Raw genomic sequence first — 18,408 nt, 5'->3', positions numbered from 1 at the left:
ATGCACACCCGCGCGCTGGGCCGGTCTACCGCGCGGCACACCTCCTTCTCCACGAGCCGCACACCGCCCCCCACGTTCCTCATGTACGACAAGGAGACCACTCGTGGCCCACCGCAGGCACCCCCGCCGCCCAGCGAATGCGCCCCTCGCCGTCATCGGCATGGGCTGCCGACTCCCCGGAGACGCCGATTCCCCGGCCGCCTTATGGCGTCTGCTGGTCAAGGGCCGCGAAGCGGTGAGCACCCCGCCACCCGGTCGCGAGACGGCCAACCCGGGGGACGGGCTGTCCACCGACGCACAACCGCCCTTCCACCGAGGCGGTTACCTGAAAGACGTCTCGCGGTTCGACGCGGACTTCTTCGGGGTTTCCGGACGCGAGGCCGATGTACTCGATCCCCAGCACCGGCTGTTGCTCGAGGTTGTCTGGGAGGCTCTGGAACATGCCGGGTTGCCCCCCGAGCGGCTCACCGGCTCCCCGACAGGCGTCTTCACGGGGCTGAGCTACAACGACTACATGGACCAACTGGCCGGCCGGCCCCAGGAACTCGAAGGCTCCATCCTGACAAACGGGCACTGCGTCGCCGCCGGCCGTGTCTCCTACCTCCTGGGACTGCACGGACCCAGCATCGCCCTCGACACCGCCTGCTCCTCCTCCCTGGTCGCATTCCACCTGGCCTGCGAGTCACTGCACCGCCAGGAGTGCGATCTCGCCCTGGCCGCGGGCGTCACCCTCATGCTCGCCCCACGCGTCACCCGCTCCTTCGCCAGGATGGGCATGCTGTCCCCGACCGGACGCTGCCACACCTTCGACGCCGCCGCAGACGGATTCGTCCGCGGCGAGGGCTGCGGCGCCGTCGTCCTCAAACGTCTGGCCGATGCCCGCAGGGACGGCGACCGCATCCTCGCCGTCGTCCGCGGATCCGCCGTGAACCAGGACGGCCGCTCCGACGGCCTCGCCGCCCCGTCCCTCACCGCCCAACAGAACCTCTACCGCACGGCAATCGACCGGGCCGGCATCGACCCCGCCCGGATCTCACTGGTCGAAGCCCACGGCACCGGCACCCCCATCGGCGACCCCGTCGAGTTCGCCAGCCTGGCCGCCGTGTACGGCAACGGCCGCTCCCCATGCGCCCTGGGCTCGGTCAAGACCGTCCTCGGCCACCTGGAACCTGCCGCAGGCATCACCGGGCTGATCAAGACCGTGCTGTGCCTCCAGCACGGGATCATCCCGCCCAACCTGCACTTCACCCGGTGGAACCCGGCCATCGCCGCGGACGCCACCCGCTTCTTCGTCCCGGTCGAATGCACCCCATGGCCCGGCAACCAACCGGTCAGACTTGCCGCGGTCTCCTCATTCGGCTTCTCCGGCACCAACGCCCACGTCATCCTGCAGCAACCGCCAAAGCCCCGCCGCCGCACCAGCCTGCCTGCCCCCCGCAGGCCTCGGCCCTTGCCGTCCGAGGTGATCCTGGTCGCGGCCGGATCCCGCCAAGCCCTCCCGGCCGCCGCCCGCCGCCTGGCCGACTGGCTGGACAACGACGGCGCCGACGCCCCGCTGCGCGACATCGCCCACACCCTGGCCCTACGCCGCAGCCCCGGCCGAGGACGCATCGCGGTCATCGCCCGTTCCCGCACCGAGACGGTCGACGCGCTGCGCCAGTTCGTTGACGGTCGGCCGCATCCAGCCCTCATCCCGGGCACAACCGACGTCACCGCCCCCCGCCAGCCCGTATGGGTGTTCTCCGGCCAGGGCTCCCAATGGCCCGGCATGGGCCGCGAACTCCTCGCCCACAACAAGGCATTCGCGAAAGCACTGACCGACGTGGACGCCCTCATCCGCAACGAGGCGGGCTTCTCCGTCCTGGAACTGATCCGGGCCGGCGAACCCGTCACAGGATGCCCAAGGGTCCAACCAGCCCTCTTCGCCCTGCAGATCGCCCTCGCCGCGACATGGCAGGCACACGCCGTCCGACCCGCCGCCGTCATCGGCCACTCCATGGGGGAAGCCGCAGCCGCAGTTGTGGCCGGAGCCCTCACCCTCGCCGACGGCGTCCGCGTCATCTGCCGCCGCTCGGCACTACTGGAGCGAATCGCCGGGGCGGGAGCGATGGCCAGCGTCGGCCTGGCCCAGGCCACGATCCAAGCCACCCTCGCCGACGCCGACGCCGACGCCGTGTCCGTGGCAGTCCTGGCCGCACCCGACACCACCATCATCTCCGGCGACGCCGACCAGATCGCCCACCTGATCAGCCAATGGGACCGGCTCGGCGTCCCCGCCAATGCCATCGCCGTCGACGTCGCCTCCCACAGCCCGCACGTCGATCCCCTCCTGCCCGAACTGCACCAGGCACTCTCCGGCCTGACCCCGCGCCCGCCCCGTATCCCCTTCTACTCCACCGTGACCGAAGACCCCCGGCACACCCCCCTCCTCGACGCCGCCTACTGGTGCGACAACCTGCGCCGCCCCGTCCGCTTCCACCCCGCCGTCGTCGCTGCCGCCCAGGACCGCCACCAGATCTACATCGAGATCTCACCCCACCCCGTGGTCACCCAGTCCCTCACCGACAGTCTGGCCGAACTGGTGCCGGACGCCGTGGCCCTGCCCACACTGCGCCGGGCACAGGACGAACCCACCACCTTCCGCGCCCAGCTGGCAACCCTCCACTGCCACGGTGGCACCGTCGACTGGTCCCCCCTGTACGGCGACGGCGACCTGGTGGACACCCCCACCATCACCTTCGACCGCACACGCCACTGGGCCGCCGGCCGAGCACTGCCAACCGACGCGGACGCCCTGCCCGGCCGGCACACCGAGACCCCTGGCGACCAGGTCCGCCACACCTGGAGCGCCACCGCCCCAGCCCTCCACCTGCCCTGGCTCAACGACCACCACGTCCACGGCACCCCCGTCCTCCCCGGAGCCGGCTTCTGCGCCCTCCTCCACACCACCGCCCGCACCGCACTCACCGGTACGCCCACGGACATCCACCTCACCGACATCACCTTCCAAGACCTGCTGCGCCTGGACGACGACACCCAGATCAGCACCACCGTCACGCTCACCACCGGCGAACAGGCCACCTGCGAGATCCACTCACGAAACCCGGACGGCTCCTGGCAACTGCACGCCGCAGCCATCGCACGCCGCGGGCTCGCACCCCACGACGCCCGTGCCACATCCGTGCCCGGCCTCAGCGACAGGCATCCCGTTCCCCTCGATCCCGCCAGGCTTTACGCCAGCCTGCGTGCCTGCGGGCTCGAGCACGGTCCCGCCTTCACCGGCATCACCACATTGCGTACCACGAGCCGCCAGGACAGCTTCTGGGCCGACATCCAGCTGCCACCCACCGCCCGCACCCCCGAACCCGCCCTCAGCGTCCACCCCGTCCTCCTCGACCTGTGCCTGCAACTACTCGTAGCCGGACTCGGCTTCGAGAGCACACCCGCACCGATCCTGCCGGTACAGGTCCGCGCCCTGCGGATCCTCGGTGACCCCGCGCAGGCCGCCCACGCCCACGCCCGGGTGACCGAGAACAACGGCACGACGCTCACCGGAGACGTCCGCGTCCTGGACCCCCAAGGCCAGCCCGTTCTCGCCCTCGACGGCGTGCGGTTCACCCGCCGCGAACCCACCGAACGCAACACCGTCGACCAGTGGTTCATGGAACTCGGCTGGCACCGAGCCCCCTCACCCCGCACAGCGCCGACCCCACCCGGGAACTGGCTCATCATGGACGAGGGCGACGGCCAGGCCGAACACCTGGCCGCACTCCTGCGTGCCGCCGGCGCCGGGACGCAGGTGCGGCAATGCCCGCCGGACGTGGAGGAACTCCCACCCCTGGCCGACACCTTCGGGCGGCACCTGGCCACGGGTACGGACCCTTGGCGCGCCGTAGTCCTGCTGTTCGCAGCACCGTCCGCCCCCGACACCGACCCCGTCCAGGGCGCACAACAACGAGCCCGACTACTGCTCGCCCTCGCCCAGGCCGCCGACGAGCACTGCGGAGCGCCGCGCCTGTACGCCGTCACCCGCCACGCATACGCCGTCACCGCGGACGAGCCCGGCCACCCGGCCCACACCACCGTACGCGGCGTGGCACGCGTCATGGCCGTCGAGCAGCCCCGCATGCGGCCCACCCTCATCGACACAGACCCCGGCGAGAACGGGCTGCGAGCCCTTGCCACCGAACTCCTCGCCGACGCACCCGAAGACGAGGTCGCACTACGCGGTGACACCCGACACGTAGCGCGCATCGACCGCGCCCCCATTACCCCCACCGAACGCGCCGCCTGCGCCACGCGAACCGTCCGATTCGGGCAGGACGGGTTCCGTCTGCGCGTCGGACGGCTCGGCGATCTCGACAGTCTCGAACTGGCCGCGACCGCCCGCCGCCAGCCCGGCGAAGGCGAAGTCGAAGTGCGCGTCGATGCCACGGGCCTCAACTTCCGCGATGTCCTGACCGCCCTCGGCATGCTCGGCTCCGAGCCGGCCACCTCTTACCGCATCGGCTTCGAGTGCGCAGGCGAAGTCAGCGCCGTAGGACCCGGCGTACACCACGTCCGCCCCGGAGACACCGTGCTCGCCGTCCAGCTCGAGGGCGGCGCCTTCGGCTCCTTCATCACCCTTCCCGCCACAGCCGTCATCCCCGTGCCACCCGCCCTGGCGCCCACCACCGCCGCAGGACTGCCCACAGCGTTCCTCACCGCCTGGTACGCCCTGCGGCACGTCGCCCAGCTCGCCCCGGGCGAGCGCGTACTGATCCACTCCGCCACCGGAGGCACCGGCCTGGCCGCGATCGCCGTGGCCCACCTCCTGGGCGCCGACGTCCTGGCGACGGCCGGCACGGAGGAGAAACGCCGCCACCTGCGCGGCATGGGGATCCGCTGCGTCATGGACTCGCGCAGCCTGGACTTCGTCGAACAGACCCGTCAAGCCACCGACGGCCAGGGAGCCGATGTCGTCCTCAACTCCCTGGCCGGCCCCGCCGTCCGAGCCGGCCTCGAAAGCCTGCGCCCGTTCGGCCGATTCATCGAACTCGGTGTACGCGACATCCTGGCCGACGCCCCCCTCGGGCTCGCCCCCCTGCGCCACAACATCACTTTCAGCACCGTCGACCTCATCGAACTCCAACAGCGGCGCCCGAAGCTGTTCGCCACAGTGTTCCGCGAGGTCATGGACCATATCGCCGCCCAGCGGCTCAAACCCCTCCTGTGCACCGAGTACCCGCTCGACCGGGCAGCCGACGCCTTCCACCTGATGGCCCGTGCCGGTCACATCGGCAAGATCGTGCTGACCGTCCCCGACCGGGGAGAGATCACAGCCGTTTTACCGGACGGACCGCCCGTCGTCCGCGCCGACGGCGCCTACATCATCACCGGCGGTCTGGGAGGCCTGGGACTGGCCACCGCCCGCTGGCTGGCCGAACAGGGAGCCGGCCGCATCATTCTCAACGGCCGCCGGGCCGCCTCACTCGAAGCCGCACGCGCCATCAACGCGCTCACCTCCAGCACCACGGTCGTCCTCGGCGACATCTCCCGCCCCGACACCGCCCAGCGACTGGTCACAGCCGCCACCAGCGGGGGAGTTCCCCTGCGCGGGATCGCGCATTGCGCCATGGTCCTCGACGACGCGGCACTGGCCACCGTCCGGGACCACCAGCTCAAACGGGTCTGGGCCCCAAAGGTCACCGGCGCCTGGAACCTCCACCAGGCCACTGCCGCCCACTCGCTGGACTGGTTCGTTCTGTACTCGTCGATGAGTTCCCTTCTCGGCAACGCCGGACAAGGAACATACGCGGCAGCCAACGCCTGGCTCGACGCCTTCGCCACCTGGCGCACCCGCAACGGCCTGCCCACACTGGCCGTCGACTGGGGCCCCTGGGGCGAAACGGGGCAGGCCACCGACTTCGCCGAGCGCGGCTACGAGACGATCCCCACCCGCAAGGGACTAGAGGCTCTGCACTCCCTCCTCGCCCACCAACGGGTACAGACGGCCGTCATCCCGGGCCCCGCCCAGACATGGATTCCCGGCGCCGCCGCGCACTCCAGCCTCTTCGAGCTCCTCGCTCCAGCTCCGGCCGAAGGCACCGAACCCGCCGCGGATGGGGGCAATGCCCTCAAACGCCCCCAGGGCGGCATCCGGCCCCAGCTCGACGCACTGCCCGCCGGCATCGCCCGCCAGACCGCACTGGAGAGCTACCTGGCCGACCACATCCGCGCCATCCTGCGTACCGGCAGCAGCACGCTCGACCCGCACACCCCCCTAAAATCCCTCGGATTCGACTCGCTCCTGGCCACGGAACTGCGCATCCGCCTCGATACCGACCTCGACGTCCGCCTGGCCAGCAACTTCGTCTGGCAGCACCCCACCGTCGCCTCCCTCGCCACAGCCCTGGCCATTCACATGGGCCTGGCCCCACGGGACGAACCGCCCCTTCCCGACACCAGGCCGTAGCGCCCGGGCGGGCCGATACGAGGCCTGTCGTGCTGTGACGACAAGCGGGAGCAGCGTGCGGCGTTGCGGGCGTCAACGATGGCATCAACGCCGCACGTCTCGCCGCCGACAGGGGAGTACTCCGGCTTCCCGCGATCGCCACACTGGCCGTTGATCTCCTGGCCGACCCCCGAGACGGCGCTGGACACGTCAGCTTCCCCTGATGTGAAGAACGGCGCCTTGCGCCGCCCCGGAGAAGAACCACCCGCCGCTGCGCTCGCTTCTTCAGCGCGCCGTCGATCACTGCCGCGATGGCTCTCCTGAGCAGGTCGAGTCTCTCAGGATCTGCACCGCACCGAGCGAGATCCGGATGCCCAGCACCGGATCGACGAACGCATCATTGCCGCGCTGATCGGCCACGCCGAGGAGGAAGAAGGGCTTGCCAGGCTCGTACACCTCGAAGAAGCCGCCGCCTACGCACGCGACCACGGACTCACCGAGGCCCTGGACCGAGTTCGACGAATCCAGCAGAAGCTCACCCCGGAGGACTCGGGGCTCACTCGTGTCGTAACTCAGGCGAACCTGTCCACGATCAAGGGGAAGCTTCAGCCCCGGCTTCTCCCGCATCGCCGACGGCGTGGACGCCGTACAGGTGGCGGCCCGCGACGAGTTCCGTAAAGGCGCCAGCCACCTCAAGATACTGATCTCCGGCGGCGTCGCCTCACCACACGACGAGGTCAGGGCTGTCCAGTACACGGACGAGGAGATCCGTGCAGCAGTCACGGAGGCCGACCACCACAACCGTTATGTCACCGTGCACGCCTACCACCCAAAAACCTTCACGTGAGAGTCTTCCAGCCCCCACGGGAACCGTTCGGCCGCGTACCTCTTTGCTGTCCGAAGTGCGTCGTCGGCGTTCTTGGGGGCTGACACTGACCCTGTCACGGGGAAGCTGCCGGGACCTGGGCTTGCTTGAATTTTCCAGACTGACCGTGAGCTGTTCCTTGTCCGGCCAACTGAGCTCGGCGAACCCTGACTTCAGCGTGACCATCAGCATGTCGGAGGCACCATTCTGCCCGGACTGCAGCTGCACGTTCGTGATGTCGAAGTGGTCGTCGAAGGCGGCTGAGAGTACCTGCCGCGCCTGCGCCTTCTCGTCCCCGTCTGCCATCTGCAGGCTGGTCGAGTCCAGGGCAAGCGGTGTGATCCACAGCTTCCACACCACGGCACAAGCAAGAAGACCGTTCCCGAAGATGACGGCCATCGGCTTCAGCACGGCCTGCGCGGGGAGGAGCTCACCTCGGGTGGCACGAACCGAAGCCCAAGCAGCGAGCGTTCCCAGCCCTGCGCCGAGAACGTTCATCTGGACGTCGCTGCTGTCGCAGCTCCGACCGGCCCAGGGGGCCAGTGCCTGGCAGAGCTCGGTGACCACCGAAAGCAGAGATCCCCCCAGAAAGACAGGAAGCATGCGGCGGACGGCAAGAACTCCGAAGAACCCGATGGGCACGAACATCGCCAAATTGAGCAGGCCCTGTTCCGTGGCGAAGGGCTCGCCGTAGTTGCGATTGAGGACGCACTGACCGGACACGTGCCAGGGCGAAGGGAAGAAAAGGGTGACGCTCAGCTCCGCTGCCAGGACAGCCGCAAGCCCCGCGTACGGCCAGGGGCGCTGGAGATACCTCTTCGCGCCCAGAAAGCCCAGCAGGCCCACAACGATCACGACAACGGCGGCGATCAGGATGAACTCGCCTCGACCGCTGAAAACAGCTTGCAGCATTGGTGCGCAACGCCTTCGACGGGAGTGCCCTGTCCCCGCCCCCGTATGACCGCAGGGACAGGGCAGAATGGGGCAGTGTGAGCAGGTGCCGGACGGGGTCTGGAACGTTCCCTGCCCGGTCACCGCCAGCAACCCGTTCGTGGAGTAGCAGTCGACCAGTTGCGGTCCCACGAGGCGCTCTTGGTGGTCCCTGAGGACCGGCTGAACTGGGAACCCCCAGGTGTTCGTTCCGGCGCAGTTGAATTCAAGCTTTGCCGAAATGGTGCCACCGCTCGGCTTCTCGTACCAGGTTCTGACGTTCACCGGCTCGGCTTCAAGAACGCCGTCGTCGAGCACGGCGCACAGCTCGGAATCGACGTCGAAGTCGTCAACAGAAACCCCGGAGTTCCCGGCTTCCACGTCGTCAAAAGGCGCTGGGCAGTGGAGCGGAGCATCGGTTGGATCACGATGCATCGACGTCTCGCCCGCGGCTACGAGACCCGCACCGCCAGCTCCGAAGCCGTGATCCACGTCGCCTCGATCGACAACCTGGCCAAGCGCATAACGGACGGGACGACACACACCTGGCGAGGAGCCTATTACTGTAATCGCCGGGCCCGTTCCCGGACCTGGCACCGCAGGAGTTCATGGATGACTTTGTCCGTCCCGTCGTCCCGCCACGCGGCGAAGTAGTAGTAGGTCGCGCTCTTCTGCGGCAGGTCATGCGGAAGGTAGGCCCACTGACAGCCGGTCCGCCCCCGGTACAGGATCGCGTTCACGATCTCCCGCATGTCGTAGGCGCCCTGATGGCCGCTGACCGACCGATGCCGTGCCTTCCACGCGGGGATCACCGCCTCGATCAGCAACCACTGCTCGTCCGATAAGTCACTCGGATACGGCTTGCGTTCATTCACCCGGTCACATCACCAGATCAACAGCAGCGGACCAGCGGATTCCGCCCCACCATCAGGCGACAGCAGAACCACTCAAAAACTCGTGAATCACCCACTACAGCTTTTACCTCACCACCCCCGGCGACGGCTACACCATCGATCCCAGCATGAAGCTCCGCGGCGGCTGGACCTGTCGCCCGGCGCTCCGACAGTGGCGGGTTGGAATTCCAACCCGCCCGTTCTGGCTCTTGTATGACATTCCGTGGCGGGGTCGGCGCATGAGAACTCAGTCGAACGGGGATTACAGCTGGGTGAAAAGCAGGGGGTACGGCAACGTTTGGTACCGCGGGCGGCTGCCCCACTGGTTACGGGGGCTGCTCGTCCTCGCGGCCGGATGGGGAGTCCTGCTCTGCGGTCAGCAGGTCGCTGAAGGCTACGGAGCGACCATGGAGTACCGCGACGCACCGGTCTGCCAGGGCGGGGGCCGGAGCGGGGACGGGGATGAGGGGGAACTGTGCGTGCGGCGTGAGGCGGGCACGGTGCTCGACCGGCGGACGGGTGAGCGCTGCACGTCCAACGGCACGAGCGGCGGCACGACGGGAGGCATCACCACCGGCGGCATCACGGCCGGAGGCGGTATGAACACCGCCGGCGGCGCCATCGGCAGTGTAACGGCTGGCGGGGTGACCACCGCAGGCGGAGGAGGCGGCGGTACGACCTGCACGACGTACCACGACCTGAAGGTCCAACGGCCAGGGGGTACAACCTGGTTGGGCGTGGGGTCGGTGACGTACGACGACGCCAGGGAGGGTGACCACGCCGAAGTCCGGCTGTGGCAGGGGGACGTCGTGGAGCTGAGGGTTCGCGGCCACATCGACTCCTACGCGCCCTCCTCGCAGCAGGCGGTTCTCCCGTGGCTCGCGCTGGGCTGCCTGATCCTGGCGGGCGGCGCATGGGCATTGCTGAGCGGGCGGCTCTCCGGCCTCTTCGCCTTCCCTAACTTCGGCTTGCTGTCCGTGGCTGTTGGGGTCGGCTGGCTCGGCTCCATGGCACTGTTCGGCGGCCACCCCGTGGTCTGGGTGTTCGCCATCGTGTGGACGGGCTCCGCGGTCTTCTGGACCGTGGGTGCCTGGCGGGACGGGTAGCAGTCCGTTCGAGCCTCCAGCGACCGGACCGCCGCCGGCGAGTCAAGTCGGTGCACGGGGTGCGCGGGGTGTGTGAGCTTAGAAGACACTCGGATACGGCTTGCGTTCACTCACCCGGACACATCACCAGATCAACAACAGCGGACCGGCAGATTCCGTCCCACCGCCACACACACACACCATCAGGCGACAGCACAACCACTCAAAGGCTCATGAACCGCCCATTAAGGAGGTGGCATGAACCAACCGTTGGCGGCATTCCGGCCGAGGCAAACAAGCGAGAGACCGCGTACTACCGGGAGCGGCTGGAAAACCCGTCGCTCACGGCGGCAAGCGTGGCCGTCCTCGTCGACAGGTACGCGTACCTCGACGTCCTCGTCGGCGGCCGGCCCGGCTTCCCCTGACCTGGACGACGCGATTCGCGGGCGGTTCTACGGCTACAGCGCCGAAGCCATCGCCCAACTCACAGCGCGGCAGGACAGCCGCGCCGCCTGTTGCTGACCCTGCACGACCCCGCCCGAGGAGGACCGGTATGAGAGTTGACACCTGGGACCACGTGACGCGTCTGCGAAAGTGGCTCGATACGGACGCGGCCCCGACATTGGTGGAGGACACCCGGCTCCTGCGCGTGCTCAAGATCAGCGAAGAGCTGGGGGAGGTCGCGGAGGCCCTGCACGGGGCGCTCGGCGCCAACCCGCGCAAGGGCGCATCACATGGGTGGGGCGACGTGGAGAAGGAACTCGCGGACGTCATCGTGACGGCCGCAGTCGCCCTGGACACCGTGAGCGCGGACGCCGCGGCCGTGGTGGAGATGCAGCTCCAGAACCGCGCGCCGGAGAAGAAGACGGCGACCGGAGACATCCGCCTCCTACGGGTCCTCGCGATCAGCGAGGACATGGGGGAGATCGCCACCACCGTGTACGGGGCGCTGGGCACCGGCCCGCGCGAGGCCGAGGCAACGCACACGTGGGACGACGTGGAGGCGCGCCTCGGCGGGCTCATCGCCACGGCCGCAGACGCTCTGGACGAACTCAACGGCCACGCCTGGGCCACCGTGGATGAACGGCTGCAGTTTCTCGTGGAGAGGGTCGCGGCCTAAAGCCCAGGCACGCCGTCGGCGCGACGTGCGGGAGGGGCGGGCATCTCGCGAGAGCGGTGGCTGCCCGTTGGCAGGGCGAGGAAGCACGGCGACGCATTCAGGATCCGATTCCGATGCCGGTCGCCTTGCGGGCAGCCTCCGATGGACTGACCGACCACTGGTCCGCGATCCGTCAACTCGGCGCGGACACCACGGCCACGCCGCTTGACCTGTCCGGCCTACCGGTTGACATCGTCGAGATCTACCGGCGTATCCCATCGAGGAGGCTGGTAACCCTGGGCAGGCCCGGCTCTGGGAAGACGACCCTGGCACGGCGCTTCGTCCTCGAACAGCTGGCAGGACTCGAACCCACGGAACCTGTTCCGGTCATCTTCAGTATCGGTGCCTGGGGGCCCCACCAGTCAGTCGCTGAGCGACTGACTGGTCGGCCAGCTGATACACGATCATCCCTTTCTTGCCGCCCGCGCCCCCGGTGGAGGGAGCCTGGCCTGCGCGCTGGTCGACACCGGCCGCGTACTCCCGGTGCTGGACGGCTTCGATGAGCTGGCCGACGAGCTGCGCTGCCCTGCCGGAGCCGGGGCAGCCGCGGGTCTGGGGCCGAGACCAGGGCCGCCGCCCACCCGCCCGTCGACTGCCCGCCCGCCCCCGCCGCAGTCCGCGGCCCTGCCCGTCGACCGCCGCGCCCCGCGGCTGCGCCCTGCGGCCGGTCCCGCGGCGTGTGCGTCGTGTTCCTGGAGGTCTGGTCACCGCCCCTGCCGTGCCGCGACCCGGTGCACCGCGTTCCGGTCGTACTCCCGGCCCCGTGCCCGAACCGTCTCCGATCGGCGGGGGTTCAAAGATTTTCGTGAACGAACGTGACCGCCGTAACGAATTCCGCGTCGGAGAGTTTAGTGAGCGGCATTCCGGATTCCAGGCGATGCTCCAAAAGGTATTCACTCAAATAATACCCCTTATTGGTGAGCCAGTTCCAAACATGCGGATAAGCGGAACTCACCGACTGGTAATGAGTCAGCAATGCGGTTTGGATCTTCTTCCGTTTCTCCTCGTCACTGCCCGGCGAATTGGGATCGTAGTCAAGCAGGCGCCACAGATTGTGGCACATCTGACCCGCCACGACTTCCTCTTTCCATTCGCCATCCCACTCGCCGGCACGCAGGGCCTCCTCGACAGTTTGGACGACCCCTGAACTGTCGGCCTCACCATGCCCTCCGCCCTCCCCGTGCTCAGCCGTTCCGGGCACCTGGTTACGCGCCCCCAGTATCTGATCGATCAGCTCACCGATCAGTTTCACGTCGTTCGATTTACCCGCCTTTTCCAAATCGTCCGCACAACTCTTGAAGTAGTCATGGAGATACTGGGCATTTTTCTGCCTCATGCCCGGAAGTGCGCGATATTCTTCGATCAACCCTATGAGCGCTTGCGCCGCATCGGCCGGGGTGCGGTCCACGACTCGGTTTTTCACCGCATTTTTGAAAACGACGAACGCCGTGCGGTGCTGACCCTGATGTCCTCTCAGGTTGGAGGGTGGGCGGTTGCCCCAGTCCGAGACACCACTGATGGTGCCCGCCTTGTGTTTCGCGGTGTCCTTCGGGCGGATGTTGAGTTTCGCACGCTGCAGCGACGCTCTCGCGGGGGTGTCCGACCCCGCCGCGGCAGGCTTCCGGACGGCTTCGCCGTCCCGCTGTGCTCCGGGGTGCCCTGTCATCACGCGGCGCGCGTTCGCCTCGGCCTCCCGCTCGAAGCGGTCCGAGGGATCGGAGACCCGCAGGCCCGCCCCGTTGTCCGTACCGGCGACGGGGCCCTGCCGCTGCTGGATGACGTGGGTGAGTTCGTGGGCGAGGGTGTGCCTGTCGCCGCCACCGTCGCCGATGACGACATGGCTGCCCGAGGTGTAGGCGCGGGCACCGACTTCGGCGGCGGATGCCTTCGCGGCGCTGTCGTTGTGGATGCGGACGTCGGAGAAGTCCGCGCCGAAACGGGCTTCCATGTCCGCGCGTGTCCCGCTGTCGAGGGGACGGCCCGGGGAGCGCAGGACGTCACGGACGGCGGAGCGTTGCACGGCGGGCTGTCCGTCCCGGTCGTGGCCGCATTCGGCGGAGTGCCGGCGCTCCTCCTCGGCCCAGTGGTGCCCGGCCTGACGGAGCATCTGGACCACGGCGGCGTTCCCCATGGTGGCCTGGAGAGGGAGGAGTCCCGGCTGCTGAGGGTGTGACGCGGTCTCGGGGCTGCGGCCCACCTTGCGGGTGCCCTCGACTCCGGTCTTCCCGACGTTCTCGTGGTCGCGCAAGGGAGCCCCTTCCGGCGCGGGAGGTTCGACTCCTCCTGCATACGCGAGGGGGGACCGGCCAGGCCAGGTATAACGGGGCAGCGCCGACCGGCTGCCCGGACAACGGACGGGGCGCGCACGGGGCAACCGCCGCGACCGCACGACCGCCGACGCGACACCGCCGTCGGACGACCCGAAATCGCATGCGCCCCTCGCCCGCGCCTCTGTGCCGGTGCTGGGGCAGTCGCGGGTCTGGTGCCGGGGTTTTGTGCAGGGTCGTCGACCGGCCGAGCTGCTTCGTGCCGCCGGCCGTCGACCACCTTCTCCGCCCGCCTCGTACCGCCGTCCGGCCTCGCGGCCCGGCCCGTCGCCGTGTCTGGCTGACAGGAGGTGCGAGGCGCCGACCGAGCGGCCGTGGGGGAGAGCCGTTCGGCCATCTATGAGGCGATCCCTCGATAGCCGTGGACCACGAACTCCCGTACCAGCGGCAGCAGTCGCTCCGTGCTGCTGGGGCCTGCGCCGTGCAGCACCACGGCAGTGACCCCGGAGGGATCACCGCCGTACACACCGCTGAGCCGTTCACCGTCGTGGTCGTGCGTGAAGTCGAAGAGCATGCGCCCTATTCATGCACGCGGTGGCCCCCGCATTTCGGGAGTGTCACCGTCGGTATCCGACCCTCGTCGTCATCTGTTCGGGAGCGGGACGGTTGGGGTACCGAGGGCGACGGGGCTCGGCGCGTGAGGCGGGCCGCGTGAACCGGGTGGCAGCCGCACCGACGGGGCAACAGGCGCGGTAGTGTGTGGGAAGCGTCGCGTGCCGGTGGCAGATCGTGTCAGGCATGGAGGCGCCGGACCGAAGGAGGCCGACGATGTACTCGTCGCACCCTTCGCTCTCGCGTGACTGAGCGCGAGACGACCAGGCTCGTCGCCTGGAGCCAAGAACTCCGTCGGGTGCACCACCGACTACGGGAAGCGCTGTCCGTGACCCGTGCTTCCCTCGTCGACGGCATCCCCGGTGAGGCGGCCACCCGTGAACTGCTGCTGTATTGCCACGGCTTCTGCACGGCTCTCGACGGCCACCACCGGGGCGAAGACCGTACCCTGTTCCCGGCCATCGCAGCCGCGCACCCGGAGCTGCGCCCGGTGCTGCGCTCGCTCGAGCAGGATCACTCGGTGATCGCCCATCTCCTCGGCAGCCTCCGTGCTGCGGTCGACCGGGCCGCGCCGTCTGAGGAGCTTGACCAGCACCTCGAAGGCATCGCCGCGATCATGGAGAACCACTTCCGCTACGAGGAGCGGCAACTGCTCACCGTGCTCGAAACCCTTGAGCTGGCAGCCGTACCCCGAGAGGTGCTGGGCCCGATATGATCCTGGGCCGGACAGTGGGTGGCGGTGACGACCGCCACCCTCGGAACGACCAGTCCCGTTGCGCTTCGTGAGATGCCGGTTGACCGTTTCTTCCGGCAGCAGAGGCAGGACGGGACGCTCCGCCAGTACGTGGACGTGTGGCGCCGGGGACGGACCCGGCGAGCGCCCGGATCGGCAATCGGCATCTCGTGTACGCAGCGTCCAGCACAGCGCGGTGCTGCCGGAGGGCTTGTAGCAGCGGCTGCGCGAGTCGCGCCGGGACGCGTGGGAGGAGCGGGGCGGCAGCGGGGGAGCGGGGCGGCAGCGGGGGAGCGGGGCCCGACACGCTCGCGCCGTCCGCGAAGCACGCGAACGGGCCGCGCCGAATGGCTCAACGGCGATCGGCTATTTCGGGTAGGCCGCCTCAGAGGCAAAGACATCGGGCGTCCGGACGGGCAGTGGATGCCCCGTCCGGACAGTCATGCGCGCTCTCGCGGGCCTGCACGGGAACGAGGGGTTCTCGGACTCGTCGTCTGGTTCGACAGCTGAGCAGGGCTCCGACCGACGTCCCCTCATGGAGGAGCGCGGGGCCGGTGAACTCCGCGCTGTACAGGGGGCGTCGGGCAGGATGGCGTTCTCGACCCCGGCGCGGCGGGCGGCCCGCATCGCGTCCAGCGACTCCGGCCCTTCTGCCGGCACTTCATTCCCACGGCCCCCCCCGCCACGCCCCGGAACGGGTCGGCACCCGTTGTAGGAACGCGAGACGGCGACGGTCCGGGCCGTCGCCGATGTGCGGCTCACGGATCATGCCGACGGAGGTCCCGGGCGCGGGCGGGGTTCGGGTGGCGTTGTCAGTGCGTGCGGCGGTGCAGCGCCGTCGTGGCGAGCGCGAGGGCCAGGCCGGTCGCACCCAGGGCTGCCGCGATCCACAGCGACGACGTGTAGCCCCGGCCCGCCGAGAGCGCCGCGCCCGCCAGCAGGGGGCCGCCCGCGTTGCCGATGTTGAACGCCGAGACATTGGCCGCCGACGCGAGGTTGTCGGCACCCTGGGCCGCCTCCAGGACCCGCGTCTGAGAGGGCGGGATCACTGCGGCCCCCACCAGGCCGAAGAGCAGGAAACCGACGATCGCGGCGGGCTTGCTCTGCACGGCGAGGATCAGGAACGCGGAGACGACAGTGATTCCGGCGAGCGCCCCGTACAGCGTCGGCAGCAGTGCCCGGTCCGCGAGCCGCCCGGCCAGCGGGGTGCCCACGACCATTCCGATGCCGATCAGGACCAGCATGAGTGGGACCGTACGGTCCTCAAAACCGGTGACCTCGGTGAGCAGGGGGGTGATGTACGTGAGGACGGTGAGGTAGGGCGCCCAGCCGAAGGCGGTCGCCGCCAGGGCGAGCCAGACCCGGCCGCGCCGGAAGACCGCCAGCTCCCGGCCGAAGCCCGTGCCCCGCTCTCGGGGCATCGGCGGGACCAGCGCCGCGATCGCGGTCAGTAGCACTGCGCCGATAGCGGTCACCCCCCAGAACGCGGCCCGCCACCCGAGCGACTGACCCAGCGCGGTGCCGCCGGGGACGCCGAGCACATTGGCGAGGCTCAGCCCCATGAAGACCGTGGCGATGGCACTCGCCTTGCGCTCCGGTGCGACGAGGCCCGCCGCCACGATCGCGGCGGTCCCCACATAGGCGCCTCCGGCGAGGGCCGACAACACCCGCCCGACGAGCAGTACTTCATATCCCGGGGCCAGTGCGCTGAGCAGACCGGCCGAGGTGAACAGGCCGACCAGCCAGAGAAGCAGATGCTTGCGGGGGAGTCTCGCGCCCAGGACCGTGAGCAGTGGGGCGCCCACCACCATGCCCACGGCATAGCCGGACACGAGCAGGCCAGCCGTGGGCAGCGAGACGCCGAAGTCCGTCGCCACTTCGGGGAGCAGTCCGGCGATGACCACCTCCGTGGTGCCGACGGCGAAAGCTCCGAGTGCGAGGGCCGAGAGAGAGGCTGTGCCTGCTCTTCGAGGACGGGTGCCGGACGCTCGGGTACGGAGCGGGGCGGCTGCGAGATCGTTTGTCACGCCATTCAGGCTCGCGCCGCTTCCCGCCCGGAACAGCGCCTGTCTGTGCAACGATCGGTAAGCCCGGCTTACCGATCGGCCGCGGACGCGGGCGCGGGCATGGGGCCCGGGGTGTTCGGTGCGTGGGGCTCCTGGCTCTCCGTGATCTTCAGTCCGCCGGTCTTCTGTCCGGCGGCCTCGGGCCCGGCGGTCCCCAGTTCGGCCGCCAGCTCCGCGGCCGCCTCGACGAAGGCCCGCACCCGCGCGGTCTCGCCCGCCGTACGCCACACCAGCCCGTACTCCACCGGCTCCGCATCGCTGAATGGCACATACACCACACCTCTCGGTGTGTAGTGCACCGCGACATCGGCACCGACGGGGGAGATCCCCTGCCCGGCGCCGACCATGGCGAGGGTCTCCTGCATCGTCGCCGCCGACCTGCCCCGCCGCACCGGCTGCCCGCTCGGAGTGTGCGGCGGCGCCAGGTGCTCCTGCCAGTAGTCCGGTACATCGCCGGAGCACGCGAACACCCGGCCCCGCGCCAGATCCTCCAGGGACACCGACTGCCGCTTGGCGAGCGTATGATTGGCCGGGACCGCGAGCATCCGGGGCACCCGGAGCACGACCGGGCCGCGGGTCAGGTCAGCTTCCGCGACCGGGAAGTGGGTGACCAGGACGTCCACCCGGCCGGTGCGGAGCGGGCCGAGCAGGTCGCTGAGCTGGGTCTCGTGGATCTGCACCTCCATGTCCGGATGGATGCGGCCGAAGGTCCGTGCCACATCCATCACGAACTCGCCGGTCGCGCTTCCCAGATATCCGACCGGCAGCACGCCCGCGAAGCCCCGCGCCTCGGCCTGTGCCCGTGCCACGCCCTGTTCGACACGCCGGTAACCGGGCTCCACCTCCTTGTGCAGCCGACGGCCGAGAGGGGTGAGGCGCACGGTGCGGCTGGTCCGTTCGAAGAGGGGAGCGCCGATGCGGCGCTCCAGGCTCCGGATCGTCTGGCTGACCCTGGCGCGCGAGACGTGCAGCCGCTCGGCCGTGCGGCCGAAGTGCAGCTCGTCGGCGAGTATCAGGAAGCTCTCGATCTCCAGTCTTTCCAGCACCCGGTCGACGGTACCTCGCGGCCGGACCCGGTGCTCCGGCCGGTTCGGCGGGGCGCGGGTGTCGTTTCCCACCACAACGTCAGCGGCAGAACCCGCGGACATCCTCATGACAGACGAGTGCGGGCCCGGCTCCGATTCCATGGCTCACGCTCAATCGCGGCAGGTCCCCGGCCGTCGGTGCTGCTCTCTGTGCACAGGCAGATCTTCCTAGTGCTGTGACCGGGAAGGTTTGCCGGGTGGCTCGCGGCGTCCGGTGCGGTGCGTCGCAAGGCGGAGGATCGCCCTCGTACGGGACGTACTCGGGTGATGCGACAACGCG

11 protein-coding genes and 3 pseudogenes are annotated in these 18,408 nt (G+C 69.4%); 7 read left to right on the top strand and 7 right to left on the bottom strand.

Annotated elements, in window-relative coordinates:
* Nucleotides 1-160: 160 nt before the first annotated feature.
* Nucleotides 161-6,454: an SDR family NAD(P)-dependent oxidoreductase gene (locus tag ACFYY6_RS33895; protein WP_389197196.1), complete on the top strand. Its 6,294-nt coding sequence runs from the start codon at nt 161-163 to the stop codon at nt 6,452-6,454.
* 279 nt (nt 6,455-6,733) lie between these two features.
* On the opposite strand, the gene ACFYY6_RS33890 is transcribed toward ACFYY6_RS33895, so the two are convergent.
* Nucleotides 6,734-7,060 (bottom strand): hypothetical protein, encoded by a 327-nt coding sequence (locus ACFYY6_RS33890; RefSeq protein WP_386610494.1) that lies wholly within the window; start codon nt 7,058-7,060, stop codon nt 6,734-6,736.
* A 10-nt stretch (nt 7,061-7,070) separates the two neighbouring features.
* Between ACFYY6_RS33890 and ACFYY6_RS33885 the strand changes: the two are divergent.
* Nucleotides 7,071-7,214, top strand: a pseudogene (locus tag ACFYY6_RS33885) (amidohydrolase family protein); the annotation flags it as partial.
* Here ACFYY6_RS33885 and ACFYY6_RS33880 read toward each other — a convergent pair.
* Nucleotides 7,155-7,946, bottom strand: a complete 792-nt coding sequence (locus ACFYY6_RS33880; protein WP_389197194.1) for a VanZ family protein — start codon at nt 7,944-7,946, stop codon at nt 7,155-7,157. The pseudogene ACFYY6_RS33885 and the gene ACFYY6_RS33880 sit on opposite strands and share 60 nt — an antisense overlap.
* Before the next feature lie 573 nt (nt 7,947-8,519).
* On the opposite strand from ACFYY6_RS33880, the pseudogene ACFYY6_RS33875 reads away from it, so the two are divergent.
* Nucleotides 8,520-8,789 (top strand): annotated as a pseudogene (locus tag ACFYY6_RS33875) (transposase); the annotation flags it as partial.
* Nucleotides 8,790-8,791: 2 nt separating this feature from the next.
* Here ACFYY6_RS33875 and ACFYY6_RS33870 read toward each other — a convergent pair.
* Nucleotides 8,792-9,103, bottom strand: a pseudogene (locus tag ACFYY6_RS33870) (transposase); the annotation flags it as partial.
* Between the two features lie 290 nt (nt 9,104-9,393).
* On the opposite strand from ACFYY6_RS33870, the gene ACFYY6_RS33865 reads away from it, so the two are divergent.
* The 3 genes from ACFYY6_RS33865 to ACFYY6_RS33855 all read left to right on the top strand — a co-directional run bounded on the left by ACFYY6_RS33865 (nt 9,394) and on the right by ACFYY6_RS33855 (nt 11,326).
* Nucleotides 9,394-10,227 carry a hypothetical protein gene (locus ACFYY6_RS33865; protein ID WP_351521691.1) on the top strand — a complete coding sequence of 278 codons (834 nt, stop codon included), beginning with the start codon at nt 9,394-9,396 and terminating at the stop codon, nt 10,225-10,227.
* Between the two features lie 212 nt (nt 10,228-10,439).
* Nucleotides 10,440-10,631: a hypothetical protein gene (locus ACFYY6_RS33860; RefSeq protein ID WP_389197153.1), complete on the top strand. Its 192-nt coding sequence runs from the start codon at nt 10,440-10,442 to the stop codon at nt 10,629-10,631.
* 128 nt (nt 10,632-10,759) lie between these two features.
* Nucleotides 10,760-11,326 carry a MazG-like family protein gene (locus tag ACFYY6_RS33855; RefSeq protein WP_351521694.1) on the top strand — a complete coding sequence of 189 codons (567 nt, stop codon included), beginning with the start codon at nt 10,760-10,762 and terminating at the stop codon, nt 11,324-11,326.
* Nucleotides 11,327-12,158: 832 nt separating this feature from the next.
* On the opposite strand, the gene ACFYY6_RS33850 is transcribed toward ACFYY6_RS33855, so the two are convergent.
* Both ACFYY6_RS33850 and ACFYY6_RS33845 read right to left on the bottom strand, forming a co-directional pair.
* Entirely contained in the window at nt 12,159-13,613 is a 1,455-nt protein-coding gene (locus ACFYY6_RS33850) for a DUF4157 domain-containing protein (protein ID WP_389197151.1), read from the bottom strand.
* A 416-nt stretch (nt 13,614-14,029) separates the two neighbouring features.
* A complete protein-coding gene (locus ACFYY6_RS33845; protein ID WP_351521696.1) occupies nt 14,030-14,206 on the bottom strand; it encodes a hypothetical protein in 177 nt (58 codons plus the stop codon).
* Nucleotides 14,207-14,488: 282 nt separating this feature from the next.
* On the opposite strand from ACFYY6_RS33845, the gene ACFYY6_RS33840 reads away from it, so the two are divergent.
* Nucleotides 14,489-14,959, top strand: coding sequence for a hemerythrin domain-containing protein (locus tag ACFYY6_RS33840; RefSeq protein WP_351521698.1), 471 nt, complete (start codon nt 14,489-14,491; stop codon nt 14,957-14,959).
* Nucleotides 14,960-15,789: 830 nt separating this feature from the next.
* Here ACFYY6_RS33840 and ACFYY6_RS33835 read toward each other — a convergent pair.
* Nucleotides 15,790-17,004, bottom strand: coding sequence for an MFS transporter (locus tag ACFYY6_RS33835; protein WP_351521700.1), 1,215 nt, complete (start codon nt 17,002-17,004; stop codon nt 15,790-15,792).
* A 68-nt stretch (nt 17,005-17,072) separates the two neighbouring features.
* Nucleotides 17,073-18,089 (bottom strand): LysR family transcriptional regulator, encoded by a 1,017-nt coding sequence (locus ACFYY6_RS33830; protein WP_386610489.1) that lies wholly within the window; start codon nt 18,087-18,089, stop codon nt 17,073-17,075.
* Between the last annotated feature and the right edge of the window lie 319 nt (nt 18,090-18,408).

This window comes from Streptomyces sp. NPDC001750 (genome assembly GCF_042892615.1).
GTDB lineage: Bacteria > Actinomycetota > Actinomycetes > Streptomycetales > Streptomycetaceae > Streptomyces.
This window is presented reverse-complemented; position numbering and strand designations above follow the sequence as displayed.